This window comes from Aquamicrobium zhengzhouense (assembly GCF_016124105.1).
Taxonomy (GTDB): Bacteria; Pseudomonadota; Alphaproteobacteria; order Rhizobiales; family Rhizobiaceae; genus Aerobium; species Aerobium zhengzhouense.
This window is the reverse complement of record NZ_JADGMQ010000003.1, coordinates 172,097-190,722: the sequence shown is the minus strand read 5'-3', so window position 1 is coordinate 190,722 and position 18,626 is coordinate 172,097. Positions and strand designations below refer to the sequence as shown.

Genomic DNA, 18,626 nt, shown 5'->3' with positions numbered 1-18,626 from the left:
TACCGATCGGTAACATTCCAAGACTTTTTTCGTGAAAAGCTTAGAATTCGAAAGCGATTGTGCGAGCGAACTCAGCCAAAGGACGCACAGCTGCATTGAATACTGTACGAGCTGATACGTGTCCGTCGTCCTTTACGTAGATCGCGGCGCGACCAGCATTGCCGGTGCCGACGACTGCAACCAAGCGACCGCCTTCAGCGAGTTGATCGAACAGTTCCTTCGAGACCTCATCAACGGAGCCGTTGATGACGATGACATCGTAGGGAGCCTTGACGCAATGCCCTTCAGCAAGCGCTCCCTGGACAACTTCGACATTGCCCACGCCCTGCGCCTCAAGGATCGACTTGGCACGCTCTGCCACCGTGGCGATGCTCTCCAAAGCAATGACTTCGGACGCCAGGCGCGCGAGGACGGCACTCGAATAGCCGGTTCCACACGCGACATCGAGCACCCGATCGCCTGGACGAATCTCCGCGACCTGAACCATTTTGGCGAACGGCGACGGCTCCATGAGGTAACGAGCCTCTGCACCCTCACCCGCCGGCGCGAGCTCAATGTCCTCGTCGATATAGGCAAGCGCGCGACGTTCCTCAGGAACATACTCTTCGCGTGGAACGGACAGCATCGCGGCGAGCAGGCTGACCTGCGTGACGTCGGTGGTACGGACCTGACCGTCGACCATCTTCACCCGAAGCTGCTGAAAATCGACCGTCATCACTCAACCTGTCTGGCGCTACGCGAATTGCATCGGCTGGAACGTATAAGAAGGATTGGAGGCCTCGGCCGGAATCGAACCGGCGTGCAAGGATTTGCAGTCCTCTGCGTAACCACTCCGCCACGAGGCCTTAACGTTTCCAAACGTTCCGCGGTCTCAATATGTTAGGTAATGGAACCCGTCAAGCGGGCACGGGCCATTATACGAAATATCGTTGGCGGACACTCGATATATGGAATGAGACAGTGGCGAGAGCCATGCATACACCCATTCACCGCCGCAACTCGGCTACTTACGTCTGTTGCGGTATCGGATCCGCCAAAGAGATGATTCTTGTAGGAACCTCGTTTTGCGACTCAGCGCGGACTTCAACCGCCGGTCAGTAGCACTGAGACCCAGACGGGAGTTAAGGTCGGCATCTTGCGGTTCGGGGAGGACACACGATGCCGCTGATTTCAAGAATGTACTATCTTTGCGCGCTCGGTTTTTTAATCGCTGGCGTTCTCGTTGGGCTGCATATGTCAATCAGTCACGACCATAGTGCAGTAGGTGCGCACGCGCACATCAACCTGCTTGGTTGGGTGACGATGGCCATCTTCGGGACCTACCACGCGCTTAACCCTGACGGCGCTGCAAGACGCCTCGCCAGGGTTCAGTTTTACACCTACACCTTCGGCGTGGTCCTGATGACCCCTTCCCTCTATCTGCTGGTAACGGGCAATCCCGCCTTGGAGCCGATTGTAGCCGTTGCGTCCATAATCGTCTTCATTGGCGTCCTCATGTTCGGATTGATCGTATTGCGGGACGGCAGGAAGAGTCGTGCCGACATTCCACGGATTCGTACTGACCCTGTGGGCTGAATGGGCATGTCCTGGTCTTAACGAGGCCTGTTGGGCCGGCGATTCCGTTTTTGAGCCCACCAGACGGCGGATCGGCGCCGCCACCGGCGTACCAATGCGAACTCGTAAGACAGAATCAAAAGGCCGAGCGGAATCATCCAGAAGCCGAGAATCGGCAAAAAGCCGAGGCAACCACCGAAAACCAGCGCGATTCCGATCGTGACTCGTAGAGCACGCGATTCTGGCAGCAGAATCTCACGCCCCAACAGCGATATCTTTCGTCTCGGGCGACGTTCCTGCTCATCGATGCACATGGTGTTTCACTTTTCACACGCTGAACCCGGCCAGATATGAGACGCCAAATGTGGAAACACCAGCGCGAGACAGGAAAAAACACGAAAAGTGCAGATAGGGCTTGGCAAATCAGAAAAGGCTTTGTATACGCAGCCTCGTTCACGTGAGCAGGCCATTCCCCGGTAGCTCAGCGGTAGAGCAACCGGCTGTTAACCGGTTGGTCGCTGGTTCGAATCCGGCCCGGGGAGCCACCTCTCTTCAAGAGAAAAGGTCGCTTAGCGCCTCACCGCCCGTCAACGGGCTCTCCTGTCTTCGCGTCAATATTTATCTCCACCCGCGCTTTGTCAGCCGTGTGATAGACGATTTCGTAGTAGCCATCGTCATCCCATTTCATCTCCTCGAGTCGCGCGAAATCATTGCGCCCTTCGATGAGCGCGAGAATCTCTGACGGCTTGCGTGAATCAGCTGTCGTGGCGTTTTGATTCTCATTCTGTGCCTGAGCACCACCCAGCGTCAGAAAAGTTAGAGCTCCCGCTAATGCCAACTTCTTCAACATGCTCGCTCCTGTTGATCGATCTCCTGGAGATGATGAACGAGAAGCGGCGCATGCCGTTCCACGGTTAATTCGCGGAACCGATCTCTGCCCTCCGCTGTTGGAGGCGAAAGGAGAAAGATGATGCTGAAAATGCTCTTTGTCGGAAGCCTCGCCTGGATTGGCTACGTGATCATGAAGGAAAATCAGTCACGAAAGCCGGTCGCGCTGATTTCGGCTCCAAACCGGATGGGCCGACGCAATCCTTCGTCAGAAAGGCATAACTTTTGATCTAGCGTCAGGATAAAACCAATCGGCCGCAATGGGTCTCCCTGCGGCCGATTGCGTTTGCGGACCGCTAGTTCGCCATGACCGCCAGCAGCAGCAAGGCCATGATGTTGGTGATCTTGATTGCGGGATTTACCGCAGGCCCTGCCGTATCCTTGTAAGGGTCGCCAACGGTGTCACCTGTAACCGATGCCTTATGCGCTTCGGATCCCTTCAAGTGTTTCACACCGTCCTTGTCGGTAAAGCCATCCTCGAACGACTTTTTCGCATTGTCCCATGCGCCGCCACCGGAGGTCATGGAAATTGCCACGAACAGACCGTTAACGATCACACCGAGCAACGACGCTCCCAGCGCCGCGAAGGCTGAGGCCTTGGATCCGGAGATCAGAAGCACTCCGAAATAGACGACGAGTGGTGCGAGGACAGGCAGAAGCGAAGGAATGATCATTTCCTTGATCGCCGCTCGCGTGAGAATATCCACCGCGCGTGCATAGTTCGGCTTAGAGGTGCCGGCCATGATGCCGGGATCTTCGCGGAACTGCTTGCGCACTTCCTCGACAATCGACCCGGCTGCGCGTCCAACAGCCGTCATGGCGATGCCGCCGAACAGGTAAGGGATAAGCCCGCCGAAGATGAGTCCCGCGACGACATACGGGTTCGACAGTGAGAACGAGATGTCGCCAATCCCGGCGAAATACGGATAGCGATCACTGTTCGCGGCAAAATATTCCAGATCGTAGGAATATGCTGCGAAGAGCACCAGCGCGCCAAGGCCCGCCGAACCAATCGCATAGCCCTTTGTCACGGCCTTTGTGGTGTTCCCCACCGCATCAAGCGCGTCCGTAGACTGGCGCACCTCGGGCGGCAGGCCAGACATTTCGGCAATACCACCAGCGTTGTCCGTAACCGGCCCGAAGGCATCGAGAGCCACAATCATGCCAGCGAGGCCCAGCATGGTCGTAACGGCAATGGCGGTTCCGAACAGACCGGCAAGCTGGAACGTGGCCAGGATGCCGCCGACGATGACAATAGCCGGAAGCGCCGTTGATTCGAGCGAGACTGCGAGCCCCTGGATCACGTTCGTGCCGTGCCCAGTCACCGAGGCCTGCGCAATCGAGTTTACAGGCCGCTTGTTGGTCCCGGTGTAGTACTCGGTGATGACCACGATCAGTCCGGTCACGACAAGACCGATCAGGCCGCAGACGAACAGTGCGGTGCCGGTAATCGATTGGCCCGCCACGACGCCAAGCTCTCCCCAGCCAATCGTAAGCTGATTGGCAATCGCGACGCCAACAACCGTCAGAAGTCCAGTGACGATCAACCCCTTGTAAAGGGCGCCCATAATCGAGCCGTTCGCACCAAGCTTGACGAAGAACGTCCCGATAATCGACGTGATGATGCAAGCGCCGCAAATCGCCAGCGGATAGATCATCACCGACGCGAGAACGTCTGATCCAGCGAAGAAGATTGCTGCGAGCACCATAGTCGCCACAACCGTCACCGCGTAGGTTTCAAACAGGTCAGCGGCCATGCCAGCGCAGTCACCGACATTATCGCCCACATTGTCGGCGATGGTGGCCGGATTGCGGGGATCATCCTCGGGGATACCAGCTTCAACCTTTCCAACGAGGTCACCGCCAACGTCGGCACCCTTGGTAAAAATGCCGCCACCAAGACGGGCGAAAATGGAGATCAGAGAAGCGCCAAAGCCGAGGGAAACAAGCGCATCGATCACTGTGCGATCAGATGGCGCGTAGCCTGACGGTCCGATCAGGATCCAGTAGTAAACGGCAACGCCCAGCAGAGCGAGGCCTGCTACCAACATGCCGGTGATCGCACCGGCCTTGAAAGCGAGATCAAGCCCGGCAGCGAGGCTACCGGAAGCCGCCTGTGCGGTTCTCACATTCGCACGTACCGAGACGTGCATGCCAATATAGCCTGCCGCACCAGACAGGACCGCGCCTATCAGAAACCCAACTGCTGCTGCCCCCGATAGCAGCCACCAAGCGAGAAGAAAAACCACGACGCCGACAATGGCGATGGTGGTGTACTGACGATTCAGATACGCCTGCGCTCCTTCGCGGATCGCGCCGGCAATTTCCTGCATGCGGGCATTTCCCTGGTCGGCCGCCAATACCGATTGCGTCGCCCATACGGCGTAGACCACAGAAAGCAAGCCGCACAGAATGACGACATAAAGCATAGTCATTTCGCGGAGTTCCTCACGTGATGGCCCGAAAAACCCCTCCCCGGGCCGGGTTTGAAGAGGCAGAAACCCCGAAGGACTTCTGCCTTCCACGCGCAGCTTGCGAAACGACTAAGCAGCCGTCAAGTTAATGTATCTCGTTTGTATGTATTTCGACGAAGACGACTTGTCAGCTGTCGCTAAGTGCCTGTTCACGCACAGACAACTGGCTCAGCACCAGTAGAGCGACGAAGCATACTGCGATGACCGGGAGGCTCAGCCAGTTGAGCATGTCCCAGCCCCACCGAGTATAGACGATTCCTGATGACAAAGAGGCAATCGCGACCGCGCCAAACAGGATGAAATCGTGAAAGCCCTGGACCTTGCCCTTCTCGCTCGGACGATACGTATTGGCCACCATGGCGGTCGCGCCGATGAAGCCGAAATTCCAGCCGAGACCCAGCAGGATCAGCGCCGTCCAGAACTGCCAAAGCTGGATCCCGGACAGTCCGACCAGGGCACAGACCAGCAATAACACAAGCCCCAGAGCGACTACTCTACTGGCGCCGTATCGAGCAATCAGCTTGCCGGTAAAGAAGCTTGGCGCGTACATCGCCATCACATGCCAGGAGATCCCGAGGGTCGCTTCATCCGCAGTGAACCCACAGCCCACCATAGCAATGGGAGCCCCTGTCATCAGGAAGCTCATCAGCGCGTATGAACCGACAGCACATGTCAGACCAACCGCAAAGCGTGGTTCGCGGATGATGGTCGTTAACGGGCGAGCGGGCTCCTGATCCACCATCGAATTGGTGGATGTGCTATCGCGATTTCGCAGAAAAGAAAGAATGAATGCGCCAACCGCCGCGAGCACGACGATCGCGGCGAAGGATCCCGCGAACATGACTGGCGCGAGCAACTCGCGCGTGAAAATCACGATCTGTGGCCCGAGAATCGCGGTGACGATTCCGCCGGCCATCACGAACGAAATAGCCCGGGCCTTGAAAGGCGGCGGCGCATTGTCGGCTGCTGCAAAGCGGAATTGCTGCACGAACGCTCCACCAAGCCCGATCAGGGCAAGCGCGAAGCCAAACAGCCAGAATGACGTTTCGAAAAGGGCGAAGGTGGCGAGTGCGCCACCGAGCGCCGTTGCGCCTGTGCCCAGCATGAAGCCCGCGCGTTGGCCGAGGCTCTTGATGAGGACGGCCGCAGGAATTGCACCGAGGGCTACCCCTAGGGTGAAGCCCGTCACTGGCAGCGTTGCCAGCGACTTGTCCGCATCGAGCAGATAGTAACCGGCCAAGCCGCCGATTGAGATCGTTATCGGAGCAGCTGATCCGACGATGGCCTGAGACGACGCGAAGATGATAGCAGAGCGTCGTGCAACCGCTTCGTCAAAGAGCCGATCATGCGTCAAGCCGCTGGCTCCTTGCCCTTGCCCTCCCCGCGCAATCGCTTTGCTACGCGGTCGAGAACGGCATTGACGAGCTTTGGCTCGTCCTGATCATAGAAGGCCTTGGCTATGTCGACATATTCCGAGACGACTACCGGAACAGGCACATCTTCACGGCGCATCAACTCAAAAACGCCTGCGCGAAGAATCGCGCGCAGCGTCGAGTCGAGACGCGACAGCGGCCAATCATCAGTCAGAGCCTGACGGATGACGGGGTCGACGGTCTTCTGATTTTCGACGACCCCGGCAAGGATCGCACGAAACCACTGGGGATCAGCTTCACGATACTGCGCGCCGTCTACTTCCTTGCCAAGGCGAAACTGTTCGTACTCGGCGGTAATCTCAAGGATGCCACTGCGTGCCACGTCCATCTGGTAGAGAGCCTGGACCGCGGCAAGACGCGCGACACCGCGTTTGTTTGCCGGGCGAAGGGTGCCCGGTTTAGCCGGTGTGGATTTCGGGGCCAAGTTCAAGCTCCGAGCCGTTCGCGCAGAGCGATCATGGTCAGCGCGGCGCGAGCTGCGAACCCGCCCTTGTCGCCTTCGCTGCGCTTGGCGCGCGCCCACGCCTGCTCACCATTCTCGACGGTCAGAATGCCGTTGCCAATGGCGAGCGATTCCTCGACGGCAAGATCCATCAGCGCACGGCAGGATTCATTTGCGACAATATCGAAGTGATACGTCTCGCCACGGATAACGCAGCCGAGCGCGACAAAGCCGTCATAGTCGACACCGCCATTTTCTGCGCCATCAAGCGCGAAGGAGATGACTGCCGGAATCTCGAGCGCGCCCGGAACCGTTACGACATCGTACTTGGCACCGGCCGCATCCAATGCAGCCTTTGCCCCATCCAGCAGGGCATCCGCCAAATCGTCATAGAAGCGTGCCTCAACGATGAGGAGCCGAGGCGAGGTGGTCATGGTCATGCGATACTCCGGAGATTGTTCGGTCAATTAGGCCGAAGCAGGTCCCTTAGCAAGCGGTTCGTTAGCGTTGGAGGCTTGCGCCGTGCGCAAGGCTCCTTCTTGTGGTCGATCAAACTAGAAGCCTTGGTTCGTGGCTTCCACCAGGCGAGCCGCATAGCGGGCCATCGTGTCGATCTCGAGGTTGACCGGATCGCCAACCCCGCGTTCTCCCCAAGTGGTGACAGAGAGCGAGTGTTGGATCAACAATACGTCAAATCGTGCGCCGTCAACCCTGTTGACGGTCAACGATGTCCCATCAAGGCAGACTGAGCCTTTCGGCGCTATGAAGCGCGCAAATTCTTTCGGCGCTACCAGGGTGAAGCGCACCGCGTCGCCTTCTTCCTTCCGCTCGACGATCTGTGCAATCCCGTCAACGTGACCCGATACGATATGCCCGCCCAGCTCATCACCGATCTTCAAGGCGCGTTCGAGGTTGATGCGAGAACCAGCTTTCCAGCTAGCGGCGGTGGTGAGCCGCAGCGCTTCTTCCCAGGCCTCAACCTCAAACCAACGCTCCTTGGAACCTTGTTCCGGCAATGCGACAACAGTCAGACAGACGCCAGCGCATGCGATCGAAGCACCTATATCGATCGTGGCCGGATCATAGACGGTCCCAATGCGCAGCCTGACGCCTTCTGCCAGCGGCGAGACGGACGTAACCGTCCCAACGTCTGTCACAATACCGGTGAACATCAGCGTGTCCTCACAAATTCAAGATATTCGTCTTCGCCGAAACGCGCTTCACGCTGGAGCTTGAAGCCCTCCGGCACCAAATCCCGCTTAATCGGCGACGCAATTCCACCGGCGCCGACGATCGCCTGCCCGGTGAACAGGGCGATCCGGTCCACCAGCCCCTCCTCGAGAAAATGACGAGCTGTCTTTGCTCCGCCTTCAACGAGAACAGTCAAAATTCCTTGGGCGCCAAGATCCTCAAGCAGCTCCGGAAGTGCGAGGCGGTTCTCGTAAGTCTCCGCCGCGATGAAGGTGACGCCATGGGTGGCCAGCGCCTCGCGGCGCTCCGAAGCAGCAGTGACGTTGCAAGAAGCGACCAGAACCGGAACGTCGCGGGCAGACCTGACCAGCTTCGAGCTGAGCGGCAGTCGCATCGCGCGGTCCAGGACGATACGGATCGGCGAGCGCTCGGCAAGCCCCGGCAGCCTGCAGGTCAATTCCGGATCATCAGCAAGCGCAGTTCCAATGCCGACGAGAATAGCGTCGGATTCCGCCCGCATGACATGCACCTGAGCACGGGCCTGCGGCCCGGTGATGGAGACCTGCCCTTCTCCTTCGCGCCCGATCATCCCGTCTTCCGAAACCGCAAGTTTGAGAGTGACTTCCGGCCGGAGGCTTATAGAGCGCGTAAGGTAACCCGCCATTAGATCGGCAGCTTCATCAGCGAGGACGCGCTCAGTGACCTCAATCCCCGCCGCTCGCAATATCGCGTAACCTTGCCCGGAGACCCTAGGGTCCGGATCCGTCGCAGCTCCGACCACCCGGGCAACCCCCGCAGTGACCAAGGTGTTTGCACAAGGAGGTGTGCGACCGTGATGTGCGCATGGCTCAAGGGTGACATAAGCCGTGGCCCCCCGCGCGAGCTCTCCAGCCTCTGCAAGCGCCTGTGGCTCAGCATGAGGCCGCCCACCAAGAGCGGTGACACCGCGCCCGACAATAACTCCGTCGCGAACGATCAGTGTGCCGACAGAAGGGTTGGTGCCCGTCAGTCCGAGATTGCGTCGCGAAAGCCTGATCGCGGCAGCCATGAAACGGCGATCCATCTCGCTGGGGATCTCGGGCGCATTGGCCACCATGACTGATTAGTCCTCGTCTTCGTCGCCCCGCAGCTCGCCGAGGACATCGTGAAAATCCTTGGCCTCGCGGAAATTGCGATAGACCGAAGCAAAACGCACATAGGCGACGTCGTCGATGGATTTCAAGGCGTCCATCACGAGGCGGCCAATGTCGCCGGAATTGATCTCGAACTCGCCGGAACTCTCAAGCTGGCGTTGTATGCCGCTTACAGCGCGCTCGATCCGTTCAGGATCGACATTACGCTTGCGCACAGCGGTCTCCATGGACCGAAGCAACTTGTCACGATCGAACGCAACCTTGCGCCCAGAGCGCTTGATGACCACGAGGTCGCGCAATTGCACCCGCTCGAAGGTCGTAAAACGACCGCCGCATATCGGGCACACCCGGCGGCGGCGGATGACCGCCCCGTCTTCTGCGGGGCGGGAATCTTTTACCTGCGTGTCTTCAGACTGGCAGTATGGGCAACGCATCGCTCATCCCCGACGAATCTTGTTCGTCGTAGGTCTACCCCAGATATGGGTAAAGCGGGAAGCGCGCGCAAAGCGCCTCCACCTTCGAACGCACAGCCTGCTCGACGGCGGCGTTGCCCTCGTCAGAGTTCGCAGCCTTGAGACCGTCCAGGACCTCGGCAATCAGTTGGCCGATCTCAGTGAATTCGGCAGCACCAAAACCGCGGGTCGTTCCAGCTGGGGTTCCAAGACGAACACCTGAAGTCACGAACGGCTTTTCCGGATCAAAAGGAATACCATTCTTGTTGCAGGTGATGTGCGCGCGGCCAAGAGCTGCCTCGGCGCGCTTGCCAGTCGCATTCTTCGGACGCAGATCGACAAGCATCAGATGGTTATCAGTGCCACCTGAAACGATGTCGAGACCGGTTTCCTTCAGGCTTTCTGCCAGCGCACGCGCGTTGTCGACAACGTTCTTTGCATAGGTCTGGAACTCTGGCCTCAGCGCCTCACCAAAGGCCACAGCCTTGGCAGCAATGACGTGCATCAACGGGCCACCCTGAAGGCCAGGGAACACGGCCGAATTGATCTTCTTCGCGATATCCTCGTGATTGGTGAGGATCATGCCGCCGCGGGGACCACGCAGCGATTTGTGCGTCGTCGTGGTGACAACATGCGCATGCGGAAGCGGTGACGGATGCTGTCCACCCGCAACAAGGCCCGCAATATGCGCCATGTCGACCATGAGATAGGCGCCGACAGCATCTGCGATCTCGCGGAAGCGCTTCCAGTCCCAGATGCGGGAGTAGGCAGTGCCACCGGCCAGGATCAGCTTCGGCTTAGTCTCATGCGCCTGCTTCTCGATCGCATCCATGTCGAGCAGGTGATCGTCTTCACGCACACCATAGGATACGACATTGAACCACTTGCCGCTCATGTTAACCGGCGAACCGTGGGTCAGATGACCGCCCGAATTCAGGTCAAGACCCATGAAGGTGTCGCCCGGCTGCAGCAGCGCAAGGAACACAGCCTGGTTCATCTGGCTGCCGGAATTCGGCTGCACGTTAGCGAACTGGCAGTCGAACAGCTGCTTGGCGCGCTCGATTGCAAGCTCTTCGGCAATGTCGACGAACTGGCAGCCACCATAGTAGCGTTTGCCCGGATACCCTTCCGCGTATTTGTTCGTCATGATCGAACCCTGCGCCTCGAGTACGGCGCGAGAAACGATGTTCTCCGACGCAATCAGCTCGATCTCATCGCGCTGGCGACCAAGTTCGCTGCGGATTGCGGCGAAGATTTCTGGATCGCGCTCCTCGAGCGGCTGGGTGAAGAAAGCGGAAGCATCTGCCGACGCTGCGGAAGCAATGGCCATGTACCTGTCCTTCGGACTAAAATTGGAAGTGGCGTGAACGCGGCGCGATTACCATACTTCCCGGCATGCGGCCATGCGCAGCCGCGAAATTTGCTTGCGGCTTTGCGCCACAAACGCAAAAGCCGCCTCGCGGCGGCCTTTACGAGGGGCCGTTCGGCCTCAAAGGGTCGAGATCTGAAGCGCTTCGACACCATCCATGCCGTAGATGTCATCACGGAAGTGCGCCACACCTTGATCCGTCGCCCATGCCGAGATGTAAGTCATATGGATGGGCACCGGATTGGTAACTGGCACCTTTACGTCCGATTCGGCCTGGATCGTCTGCTCGATGCGGCGGCGTTCCCAGCCTGAGGTCTCCTTCAGGATCCAAGTAACCAAATCACGTACGTTCTGGACGCGCACGCAACCTGATGAGTGGAAACGCTCAAGGTCGTTGAACATGCTCTGCTGCGGCGTGTCATGGAGATAGACCGCGTGAGAGTTATGGAAGTTGATCTTCATCGTCGCCATGGCGTTGATGCGGCCCGGATCCTGACGGAAGCGAAGCTTTGCTGCTTCCTCAGTGTTCCAGTCGATCGTCAAAGGATCAACCTCACCGTTCGGCCCAAGAATGCGGATGTTATTATCTCGCAAATAGTTCGGGTTTTTGCGCATGAGGGGAATGATATCCCGGCGGACAATTGACTCCGGGGCATTCCAGTACGGATTGATGTTGATCTCGTGGATCCGCGAATTGAGGATCGGCGTCTGACGATCGATCTTTCCGACGACCGCAACGTGGCGGGACGCGACGCGACCGCCTTCCACCGCCTCGATCTCTGCAGCCGGAATATTGACCATGACGAACCGGCCATGCACGTCAGCCGGCATCGCGCGAAGACGCTCGAGATTCGTCTGCAGCTGCCCAAGGCGGATATTCGCCGGCACATTCATTGCGGCGTAGGTAAAGCGACCGGTTGCCCCATCTGCGGGCAGACCGTGTCGTTGCTGGAAGCGCTTCAGCGCAGCATCAACGTAAGAATCGAATGCCGAGGAAATTCCCGCTGACTCTGGCAGATCTCCGGAAACCATCAGCCGCCGCCGCAGAGCCTGGACGTCGGGGTCAACGACGCCGAGCTTCAATGACTTTTGCGCCGGCACCATCGGCCAACCGCCATTGGCGACAACGTTCGAATAGTGCTGCAGCGTCTGCTCAATGTAGGAAACGGTCTGCGGACTGAAGACAGGGGACGTGGACACCACCCTGCCCGGCTGAGCTGTCGAACGTGCGTCGAACTGGTTGTCCCACCCTGCTCGCGAATGCGACGAGAGGATTTCATCGATGACGCTTTGCGCTTTTGCGGGCGCTGCAAGAGCTGTCGCGGCTGCGCCGACGCCCACACCTGCAAGGAAGTTTCGACGACTTGTCTTCATTGAGATGGTCCTGGCATTCAAAAGTCCGCCGCGTCACACTCCGCGGCACCACTCAGCAATAAGTCTCGTAGGGTTAACATACCCCAAACGGTAGTAACGCCCATACGAGACCTGTTCTGGCTCACACGCTTTTATGGCGTTAAAGTGGCGTCAGGCCAAACAACGCGAACCGCGCGCGCCATCGCGCACGCGGTTTCGACAGTCGTGTCTTGAATGCAACTACATGCGATAGGCGATCGTATCGTTCCAGAAGCGATCGAGGCGCTGGAGCGCGCGGTTCATCTGCATGAACTCGTCCGCATTGATACCGCCGACCTGCTCAATCGAGCCGATGTGGCGCTCGTAGAGACGGGCCACGACTTCAGCCACTTCCTGCCCCTTCTCAGTCAGACTGATGCGAACCGAGCGGCGATCAACACGGGACTTCTGGTGATTGATGAAGCCAAGGTCGACCAGTTTCTTAAGATTGTAGGAAACGTTCGATCCGAGATAGTAACCGCGGGAGCGCAACTCACCAGCCGTCAGTTCTGCATCGCCAATATTGAAGAGCAAAAGAGCCTGGATCGAGTTGATGTCTGAACGACCGTTCCGATCAAATTCGTCCTTGATCACATCGAGCAACCGGCGATGAAGTCTTTCCACCAGCTGCAAAGATTCCATGTAGAGATTCCGGATCGCATCCTTGCGATCTTCATGCTTAGCCGCGGGCTTCGCCGCCTGACGGGAAGTCATCATGGTCTTGCCTCTTGTTTGACGCCTGGTGATTTTCTTTTTTGTTCTCACCTTGGCCCGACCATATCGAATACCTATAAAATTCGACTTAAACCGCAGGCTTAACAGGGGCTTACCGGGCGGAAGAGACAGACAGGACTAATGCTCAGTTAATCCGCCTCCTTTCGGGACTTCAGAAAAAAGATGACCCGAAGGGTGCAGTACGCGACCGCCACCACAGCATGCGCGATCAAAATCTCGAGGTGAAACCCGAACAAAGTGGGGAAGCCCAGGTACATCCCGACTTCGATCGCTGCGCAGAGGAACCAGATGACCGGCCCCCAAGATGCAAGCATCCAAAGTCCGCTCGCCGCGAACGGAAACAGGACCGCGAGGGCGACCGAAGCCACCTGCCAATGCACAGGCATAAGGTCAAAGCGCCACTGTGCGCCCTCATAAAAGCCGATAAGCCGGATCCAATATAGAATGCCCAGCCCCAGACTGATCGTAGCTACGACCCGAAGAAACCATTGCCACGTGAGCTCGAGCGGGGTCGCGTGTGACGGCGTCCGTGCAAAAAACTCGTTCGTGGCGAGCATTGATTATCCTCCGAGATTCGTCATGCAGCATAGGGCAGCATGTTTGATCCGCAAGCAATTGGCCCGACAGGGATCACCATGCTAGAAGCGCGGAAACTGGAGTCCGTATCATGAGCATACATTCGCGGGTGCCCCTGGTTCGCACCGTTGACGAGATCACAGGATCGCGGCGCCTGCGCCGCATGCGCAAGGCAGACTGGTCGCGCCGCCTGGTGCAGGAAAACCGTCTGACGGCGGATGATCTCATCTGGCCGATCTTCATCATGGAGGGGGAAAATCGGCGCGAGCCGGTAGATGCCATGCCGGGCGTCTTCCGTATGACAGTAGACCTCGCCGTCGCGGAGGCAGAACGAGGCGCGAAACTGGGCATTCCTGCCATCGCCACCTTCCCGCAGATCGACAATGCCCTGAAAGACGACGCGGGGTCGGAGATCCTCGACGAGAACAACCTCATCAATCGGGCGACACGCGCGATCAAAGCCGCTGTGCCGCAAATGGGCATCATCACTGACGTGGCGCTGGATCCGTTTACCAGCCATGGCCACGACGGAATTCTTCGCAACGGCATTATCGTGAACGATGAAACCGTCGAACAGGTCACTCAGGCTGCAGTTTTGCAGGCGCAAGCCGGGGCAGATATCATCGCTCCATCAGACATGATGGATGGCCGCGTCGGCTCAATCCGCGATGCATTGGACGCTACCGGTTTTCAGGACGTCCCGATCATGTCCTACGCCACCAAGTTCGCATCATGCTTCTATGGCCCGTACCGCGAAGCGATCGGAACTCAAGGTCTTCTGCGGGGCGACAAGAAAACCTATTACCTTGACCACGCGAACTCTGACGAGGCGGTCCGCGAGGCGGAACAAGATCTGCTCGAAGGCGCAGACATGCTGATGGTCAAGCCCGGCATGCCTTATCTCGATATCATTCATCGCCTGAAGCACGAACTTCGCGTACCGACATTCGCCTATCAGGTGTCCGGCGAATACGCGATGATCGAGGCGGCCGCCGCGAATGGATGGATCGATGGCGAAAAGGCGATGCTGGAATCACTGCTGGCGTTCAAGCGTGCTGGCTGTGACGGCATTCTCACCTATTACGCGCCGCGCGTTGCGGAACTTCTGAAGCAAGAAGGCTAGCGCGAGCAAGAGAACCGCTTTGCGGTTGAATCAGCGGGCCTCAACTACCACCTGTCCTGCACAATGAGGACTGAAACAATGGGCCGCACTTACGACGGTGATATCATTAGCGACCGCCTGGATGACATCCGTGTCTATGATGGCGTTCGCTCACGACGCGTATTCGCATTTCTGATCGACTATCTGATCATTGGCCTGCTTGTCATACCTATTGCGATTTTCGTCTTCCTTCTGGGAATTTTGACGCTTGGCCTCGGTTGGATGCTGTTTGCGATCATCTGCCCCGCGGTCGCCCTGATCTACGTCTGGAAGACGATGGGAGGCGCGAGCCAGGCAACCATAGGAATGCGCATGATGAGCCTGCGGCTTCAACGGCTCGATCACCGTCCCGTGGATGGTATGCTCGCCATCGTTCATACCGTTTTGTTCTGGGCCGGCAACGCAGTCCTGACGCCGCTGATCCTGCTCGCGACCCTCTTTCTGGAGCGTAAGAGAACGGTGCATGACCTTCTGCTTGGTACCGTGGTTACGCGAACCGACCGATGAGGCTAAGTGGCAAGCGTGGTTCAATCTTTTTCGGTTGACTTTTCGGCCCGGCAGACGAGCTTATCTGGGTGTACCCGTGGTTGGGACGACCGTCGAAGGCCATGACGCATCACACAACACAATCACCCCAGTTCTTCCTGACAGCACCATCCGCCTGCCCATATCTGGAAGGACAGCAGGAACGGAAGGTGTTTACGCATCTGCTTGGTGATCGTGCGCCGGAACTGAATGACCTTCTGACGCAGGGTGGTTTTCGTCGCTCGCAAAATATTGCCTACCGCCCGGCCTGCGAGACCTGCCGAGCCTGCGTCTCTGTCCGCATATTGGTTGATGAGTTCAAGCCTACCCGCAATATGAAGCGGGTGCTGTCGCGCAACAGCGACCTGATAGGAACCGCAAAGGCTCCCGAGACATCCACCGAGCAATACTCCCTGTTCCGGGCATACCTGGATCGACGCCACAAGAGCGGCGGCATGTCCGACATGAGCGTCTTTGACTATTCCATGATGATCGAAGATACCCACGTCGATACGACCGTCATCGAATATCGCCGCCGTGGGCCCGACAGCTTCATTACCGGCGAAGGTGATGGTGAGTTGATCGCCGTCGCCCTGACCGATCGCATGAGTGATGGCTTGTCGATGGTCTACTCCTTCTATAATCCTGAGATGGAAGATCGCTCGCTTGGCACGTTCATGATCCTTGATCATATCAACAGGGCGCGATCTGCGGGACTTCCTCACATCTACCTCGGCTATTGGGTGAACGGTTCTCCCAAGATGTCGTACAAGGTTCGCTTTGAACCACAGGAACATCTCGGACCGCGCGGTTGGGACAGGTTCGTTCCCGAAAATACGCGCTGACGCCCTTTCCTGAATCACAAACGAATAGATAGCGCGTTGCGGCGCAGGAGTTTTTGTATGTCTCAAACCATGTCGCCACATACGAAAGGGCTGATCCTGACAGCCATTGGCGGCGTGACACTCGCCTTCGACATCCCGCTTATCAAACTTGCTGGTGGTGACGTCTGGTCGATCTTGCTGCTCCGTGGCTCCTCCACACTGGTTGCTGCATTGATCGCGTGGCTCGTTTGGCGAGCTATCTCACGGGATGTGCCGCCATTGATCCCAGGCAAGGCCGGCCTCGCCGTAGTTGCGTGCTACGGTGTTACGTCAATCTGCTTCATGAGCGCGGTGTTCTACACTTCCACCGCCAATCTCGTTTTCATCGTCGCGTTCAGCACCGTATTCTCCACCGTGCTGTCATGGGTGTTCCTGCGGGAGGTACCACGCCCACAAACGCTTCTGGCGATGGGCGTCATGATCCTGGCAATTGCCATCATCGTGCAGGACGGACTGAGTTCCGGCGGATGGTTCGGTGATCTTCTGGCTCTGGGAGCAGCCATCTCGATCGCGACGGCCATTGTCATCTCTCGCGCCAGTGGTCGCGATATGGGCTTTACGCCACTGATTGCCGTCATCGCGCCAATACTGGTTGGCGGTACCATGGTAGCGAGCAACGGCCTCAATGTAGAGGCTCCGTGGTGGATCATCTTCGACGGCTTGGTCGTGATCCCAATTGCATTTTTCCTGCTGGCAACCGGGCCCAAATACATCAGCGGCCCGGAGGTGGCGATGTTCTACCTCCTTGAAACGGTCCTCGCCCCGATCTGGGTCTGGTACATTTTTGCCGAAGTCCCATCGAACCAGAGCCTGTTCGGCGGGGCTATCCTGATCGTGACGCTACTGATCCATGCCGTTTGGCAACTGAAGAAAAGCCGCAAGCGCCGGCTCGCTGCCTGATTATTCGGCAGCGTCCCTGCTCTCCAGCTCGTCGGGCGCATTGGGGTCGCCCGGCGCAGTCTCTGCGGAGAGCTCAGGAAACACAGCGATCCGCATGCCGTGAAAGTCTGTCCTCAGGACTAGCAATCCACGTTCTTCAAAATAAGTCAGAAGCCGTCGGGCGCGCGATGGCGAGTGCGTGCCGTAAGCGCGGGCCAAAGTCGCATCCGAGGGGCACGGCGAACCGGACAGGGCCGCCTGCGCAACAACCAGGAATACGCCACGGATGTCGTCCGTAAGCGTATCAGCCATCTGAACCGCCTGCGCCCAGCTTTCGCTCTCGGCGGTTTCCTCATCAACACCGGCGCGAGCAATCGCCAACCGCCGTTTGAAATTATTGAGATCAGGCGCGACACCTGGAACCCGATGAATGCGGCAACGAACGAGGAAATCCTGATACAACACGGCCACTGAGCGGAAACCTGCATCGGGATCATCAACGATTTCACGCAGAACGGCGGCGAGTGCGGCTTCCCGCTCGGCTTGATCTATCTCCGGGAAAAGGCTCGGCGGCGGCTCTGGCGCGATGGGTTCGGCTCGCTGTCTCGTCAGCCGCTCCAGAATTTCGGCCGTGGGCGCAGGAGGCGGTGGCGGCGGACGACGAATGATACGCCGCTCCTCTTCCGGATCGATCTTGAAAATCAACTCGGCCGCATCTTCAGGCGCCGTGTCCGGCAGTGGCATAAGCTTCGGGCTGACCGACCGCGCTGATGTTTCCACCGGACCAATGGCAATAGGCACCGGGCGCCTCGCAATAGCTGGTCCAAGCCCGACAAATCGTCCGCGTTCCAGATCACGGAACTGTTCAGCCTGACGTTTGTCCATGCCAAGGAGATCGGCCGCACGCGCCATATCGATGTCGAGGAAGGTTCGTCCCATCAGGAAGTTCGAAGCCTCGGCCGCAACGTTCTTTGCGAGCTTGGCGAGGCGCTGTGTCGCGATCACCCCGGCAAGTCCGCGCTTTCTTCCCCGGCACATGAGGTTCGTCATTGCGCCGAGGGAAAGTTTTCGCGCCTCGTCGGATACGTCTCCACCGGCAGCGGGCGCAAATAGCTGCGCCTCATCAACAACGACCAGGACCGGGTACCAGAACTCCCGTTCCGCATCGAACATTCCGCCTAGAAACGCCGCCGCGGCACGCATTTGCTGCTCGGCATCGAGGCCTTCGAGATTCAGGACGACCGAGACGCGATGCTGGCGAATGCGACCGGCGATGCGCGTCAGTTCCTGCTCGGTCCGCTGCGCATCTACCACCAGATGCCCGTACTTGTCGGCCAGGGTGACGAAATCACCTTCCGGGTCAACGATGCACTGTTGCACCCAAGGCGCAGATTGCTCCAGCAGGCGGCGCAGAAGGTGAGACTTGCCGGAACCGGAGTTGCCCTGGACCAGCAATCGCGTGGCAAGCAATTCCTCCAGATCGACCTTCGCGGACGCGCCGCTCGCGCCCTTTCCAAGATCGATGCCGACAGTCATC

Annotated in this window: 20 protein-coding genes and 2 tRNA genes; 7 read left to right on the top strand and 15 right to left on the bottom strand. The window is 58.3% G+C overall.

The window, feature by feature from the left end:
• Positions 1-40: 40 nt before the first annotated feature.
• A complete protein-coding gene (locus IOD40_RS07075) occupies positions 41-715 on the bottom strand; it encodes a protein-L-isoaspartate O-methyltransferase family protein (RefSeq protein ID WP_198475763.1) in 675 nt (224 codons plus the stop codon).
• A 56-nt stretch (positions 716-771) separates the two neighbouring features.
• Positions 772-845 (bottom strand) — tRNA-Cys (locus IOD40_RS07070).
• Between the two features lie 313 nt (positions 846-1,158).
• Between IOD40_RS07070 and IOD40_RS07065 the strand changes: the two genes are divergently transcribed.
• Both IOD40_RS07065 and IOD40_RS07060 read left to right on the top strand, forming a co-directional pair.
• The gene (locus IOD40_RS07065; RefSeq protein ID WP_198475761.1) at positions 1,159-1,575 is read left to right on the top strand and encodes a heme-copper oxidase family protein; all 417 of its coding nucleotides are present in this window, start codon (positions 1,159-1,161) and stop codon (positions 1,573-1,575) included.
• 449 nt (positions 1,576-2,024) lie between these two features.
• Positions 2,025-2,099: transfer RNA gene (locus IOD40_RS07060), tRNA-Asn, on the top strand.
• Positions 2,100-2,131: 32 nt separating this feature from the next.
• Here IOD40_RS07060 and IOD40_RS07055 read toward each other — a convergent pair.
• Entirely contained in the window at positions 2,132-2,404 is a 273-nt protein-coding gene (locus tag IOD40_RS07055) for a PepSY domain-containing protein (RefSeq protein WP_198475759.1), read from the bottom strand.
• A 120-nt stretch (positions 2,405-2,524) separates the two neighbouring features.
• On the opposite strand from IOD40_RS07055, the gene IOD40_RS07050 reads away from it, so the two are divergent.
• The gene (locus IOD40_RS07050; protein ID WP_210336818.1) at positions 2,525-2,671 is read left to right on the top strand and encodes a hypothetical protein; all 147 of its coding nucleotides are present in this window, start codon (positions 2,525-2,527) and stop codon (positions 2,669-2,671) included.
• A gap of 67 nt (positions 2,672-2,738) precedes the next feature.
• Here IOD40_RS07050 and IOD40_RS07045 read toward each other — a convergent pair whose 3' ends face one another.
• The 11 genes from IOD40_RS07045 to IOD40_RS06995 form a co-directional block, all read right to left on the bottom strand.
• Positions 2,739-4,877: a sodium-translocating pyrophosphatase gene (locus IOD40_RS07045; protein WP_198475755.1), complete on the bottom strand. Its 2,139-nt coding sequence runs from the start codon at positions 4,875-4,877 to the stop codon at positions 2,739-2,741.
• Positions 4,878-5,043: 166 nt separating this feature from the next.
• Complete coding sequence (locus tag IOD40_RS07040; RefSeq protein WP_198475753.1) at positions 5,044-6,270, bottom strand: MFS transporter; 1,227 nt, start codon at positions 6,268-6,270, stop codon at positions 5,044-5,046.
• A complete protein-coding gene (gene nusB, locus IOD40_RS07035) occupies positions 6,267-6,773 on the bottom strand; it encodes a transcription antitermination factor NusB (RefSeq protein WP_198475751.1) in 507 nt (168 codons plus the stop codon). Before nusB ends, IOD40_RS07040 begins: the two co-directional genes overlap by 4 nt.
• Before the next feature lie 2 nt (positions 6,774-6,775).
• Positions 6,776-7,231 carry a 6,7-dimethyl-8-ribityllumazine synthase gene (locus IOD40_RS07030; protein WP_198475749.1) on the bottom strand — a complete coding sequence of 152 codons (456 nt, stop codon included), beginning with the start codon at positions 7,229-7,231 and terminating at the stop codon, positions 6,776-6,778.
• Between the two features lie 114 nt (positions 7,232-7,345).
• Positions 7,346-7,963 carry a riboflavin synthase gene (locus IOD40_RS07025; protein WP_198475747.1) on the bottom strand — a complete coding sequence of 206 codons (618 nt, stop codon included), beginning with the start codon at positions 7,961-7,963 and terminating at the stop codon, positions 7,346-7,348.
• Positions 7,963-9,078 carry a bifunctional diaminohydroxyphosphoribosylaminopyrimidine deaminase/5-amino-6-(5-phosphoribosylamino)uracil reductase RibD gene (ribD, locus tag IOD40_RS07020; protein ID WP_198475745.1) on the bottom strand — a complete coding sequence of 372 codons (1,116 nt, stop codon included), beginning with the start codon at positions 9,076-9,078 and terminating at the stop codon, positions 7,963-7,965. The genes IOD40_RS07025 and ribD overlap by 1 nt, the downstream gene beginning before the upstream one ends.
• Positions 9,079-9,084: 6 nt before the next feature.
• On the bottom strand, positions 9,085-9,549 hold the full coding sequence (gene nrdR, locus IOD40_RS07015; RefSeq protein ID WP_198475743.1) for a transcriptional regulator NrdR: 465 nt from the start codon (positions 9,547-9,549) through the stop codon (positions 9,085-9,087).
• Between the two features lie 34 nt (positions 9,550-9,583).
• A complete protein-coding gene (glyA, locus tag IOD40_RS07010) occupies positions 9,584-10,897 on the bottom strand; it encodes a serine hydroxymethyltransferase (RefSeq protein WP_198475741.1) in 1,314 nt (437 codons plus the stop codon).
• A 159-nt stretch (positions 10,898-11,056) separates the two neighbouring features.
• A complete protein-coding gene (locus IOD40_RS07005; RefSeq protein WP_198475739.1) occupies positions 11,057-12,310 on the bottom strand; it encodes a L,D-transpeptidase family protein in 1,254 nt (417 codons plus the stop codon).
• 219 nt (positions 12,311-12,529) lie between these two features.
• The gene (ldtR, locus tag IOD40_RS07000) at positions 12,530-13,045 is read right to left on the bottom strand and encodes a transcriptional regulator LdtR (protein ID WP_198475735.1); all 516 of its coding nucleotides are present in this window, start codon (positions 13,043-13,045) and stop codon (positions 12,530-12,532) included.
• A gap of 146 nt (positions 13,046-13,191) precedes the next feature.
• Positions 13,192-13,620 (bottom strand): DUF6163 family protein, encoded by a 429-nt coding sequence (locus IOD40_RS06995; RefSeq protein ID WP_198475733.1) that lies wholly within the window; start codon positions 13,618-13,620, stop codon positions 13,192-13,194.
• 110 nt (positions 13,621-13,730) lie between these two features.
• Between IOD40_RS06995 and hemB the strand changes: the two genes are divergently transcribed.
• The 4 genes from hemB to IOD40_RS06975 all read left to right on the top strand — a co-directional run bounded on the left by hemB (position 13,731) and on the right by IOD40_RS06975 (position 17,110).
• Positions 13,731-14,762, top strand: coding sequence for a porphobilinogen synthase (gene hemB / locus IOD40_RS06990; RefSeq protein ID WP_198475731.1), 1,032 nt, complete (start codon positions 13,731-13,733; stop codon positions 14,760-14,762).
• Positions 14,763-14,840: 78 nt separating this feature from the next.
• Positions 14,841-15,308, top strand: coding sequence for an RDD family protein (locus IOD40_RS06985; protein WP_198475729.1), 468 nt, complete (start codon positions 14,841-14,843; stop codon positions 15,306-15,308).
• A 101-nt stretch (positions 15,309-15,409) separates the two neighbouring features.
• Complete coding sequence (locus IOD40_RS06980) at positions 15,410-16,171, top strand: arginyltransferase (RefSeq protein WP_198475727.1); 762 nt, start codon at positions 15,410-15,412, stop codon at positions 16,169-16,171.
• A gap of 57 nt (positions 16,172-16,228) precedes the next feature.
• Complete coding sequence (locus IOD40_RS06975; protein WP_233713881.1) at positions 16,229-17,110, top strand: DMT family transporter; 882 nt, start codon at positions 16,229-16,231, stop codon at positions 17,108-17,110.
• Here IOD40_RS06975 and IOD40_RS06970 read toward each other — a convergent pair whose 3' ends face one another.
• Positions 17,111-18,625 carry an ATP-binding protein gene (locus IOD40_RS06970; protein WP_198475725.1) on the bottom strand — a complete coding sequence of 505 codons (1,515 nt, stop codon included), beginning with the start codon at positions 18,623-18,625 and terminating at the stop codon, positions 17,111-17,113. It abuts the gene before it with no gap.
• Position 18,626 lies beyond the last annotated feature (1 nt).

What these genes read in the sequence shown, in the direction of transcription:
- IOD40_RS07075 (WP_198475763.1), bottom strand. Translation starts at nt 715, where the DNA reads ATGACGGTCGATTTTCAGCAGCTTCGGGTGAAGATGGTCGACGGTCAG.
- IOD40_RS07065 (WP_198475761.1), top strand. Translation starts at nt 1,159, where the DNA reads ATGCCGCTGATTTCAAGAATGTACTATCTTTGCGCGCTCGGTTTTTTA.
- IOD40_RS07055 (WP_198475759.1), bottom strand. Translation starts at nt 2,404, where the DNA reads ATGTTGAAGAAGTTGGCATTAGCGGGAGCTCTAACTTTTCTGACGCTG.
- IOD40_RS07050 (WP_210336818.1), top strand. Translation starts at nt 2,525, where the DNA reads ATGCTGAAAATGCTCTTTGTCGGAAGCCTCGCCTGGATTGGCTACGTG.
- IOD40_RS07045 (WP_198475755.1), bottom strand. Translation starts at nt 4,877, where the DNA reads ATGACTATGCTTTATGTCGTCATTCTGTGCGGCTTGCTTTCTGTGGTC.
- IOD40_RS07030 (WP_198475749.1), bottom strand. Translation starts at nt 7,231, where the DNA reads ATGACCATGACCACCTCGCCTCGGCTCCTCATCGTTGAGGCACGCTTC.
- IOD40_RS07025 (WP_198475747.1), bottom strand. Translation starts at nt 7,963, where the DNA reads ATGTTCACCGGTATTGTGACAGACGTTGGGACGGTTACGTCCGTCTCG.
- ribD (WP_198475745.1), bottom strand. Translation starts at nt 9,078, where the DNA reads ATGGTGGCCAATGCGCCCGAGATCCCCAGCGAGATGGATCGCCGTTTC.
- nrdR (WP_198475743.1), bottom strand. Translation starts at nt 9,549, where the DNA reads ATGCGTTGCCCATACTGCCAGTCTGAAGACACGCAGGTAAAAGATTCC.
- glyA (WP_198475741.1), bottom strand. Translation starts at nt 10,897, where the DNA reads ATGGCCATTGCTTCCGCAGCGTCGGCAGATGCTTCCGCTTTCTTCACC.
- IOD40_RS07005 (WP_198475739.1), bottom strand. Translation starts at nt 12,310, where the DNA reads ATGAAGACAAGTCGTCGAAACTTCCTTGCAGGTGTGGGCGTCGGCGCA.
- ldtR (WP_198475735.1), bottom strand. Translation starts at nt 13,045, where the DNA reads ATGATGACTTCCCGTCAGGCGGCGAAGCCCGCGGCTAAGCATGAAGAT.
- IOD40_RS06995 (WP_198475733.1), bottom strand. Translation starts at nt 13,620, where the DNA reads ATGCTCGCCACGAACGAGTTTTTTGCACGGACGCCGTCACACGCGACC.
- hemB (WP_198475731.1), top strand. Translation starts at nt 13,731, where the DNA reads ATGAGCATACATTCGCGGGTGCCCCTGGTTCGCACCGTTGACGAGATC.
- IOD40_RS06985 (WP_198475729.1), top strand. Translation starts at nt 14,841, where the DNA reads ATGGGCCGCACTTACGACGGTGATATCATTAGCGACCGCCTGGATGAC.
- IOD40_RS06980 (WP_198475727.1), top strand. Translation starts at nt 15,410, where the DNA reads ATGACGCATCACACAACACAATCACCCCAGTTCTTCCTGACAGCACCA.
- IOD40_RS06975 (WP_233713881.1), top strand. Translation starts at nt 16,229, where the DNA reads ATGTCTCAAACCATGTCGCCACATACGAAAGGGCTGATCCTGACAGCC.
- IOD40_RS06970 (WP_198475725.1), bottom strand. Translation starts at nt 18,625, where the DNA reads ATGACTGTCGGCATCGATCTTGGAAAGGGCGCGAGCGGCGCGTCCGCG.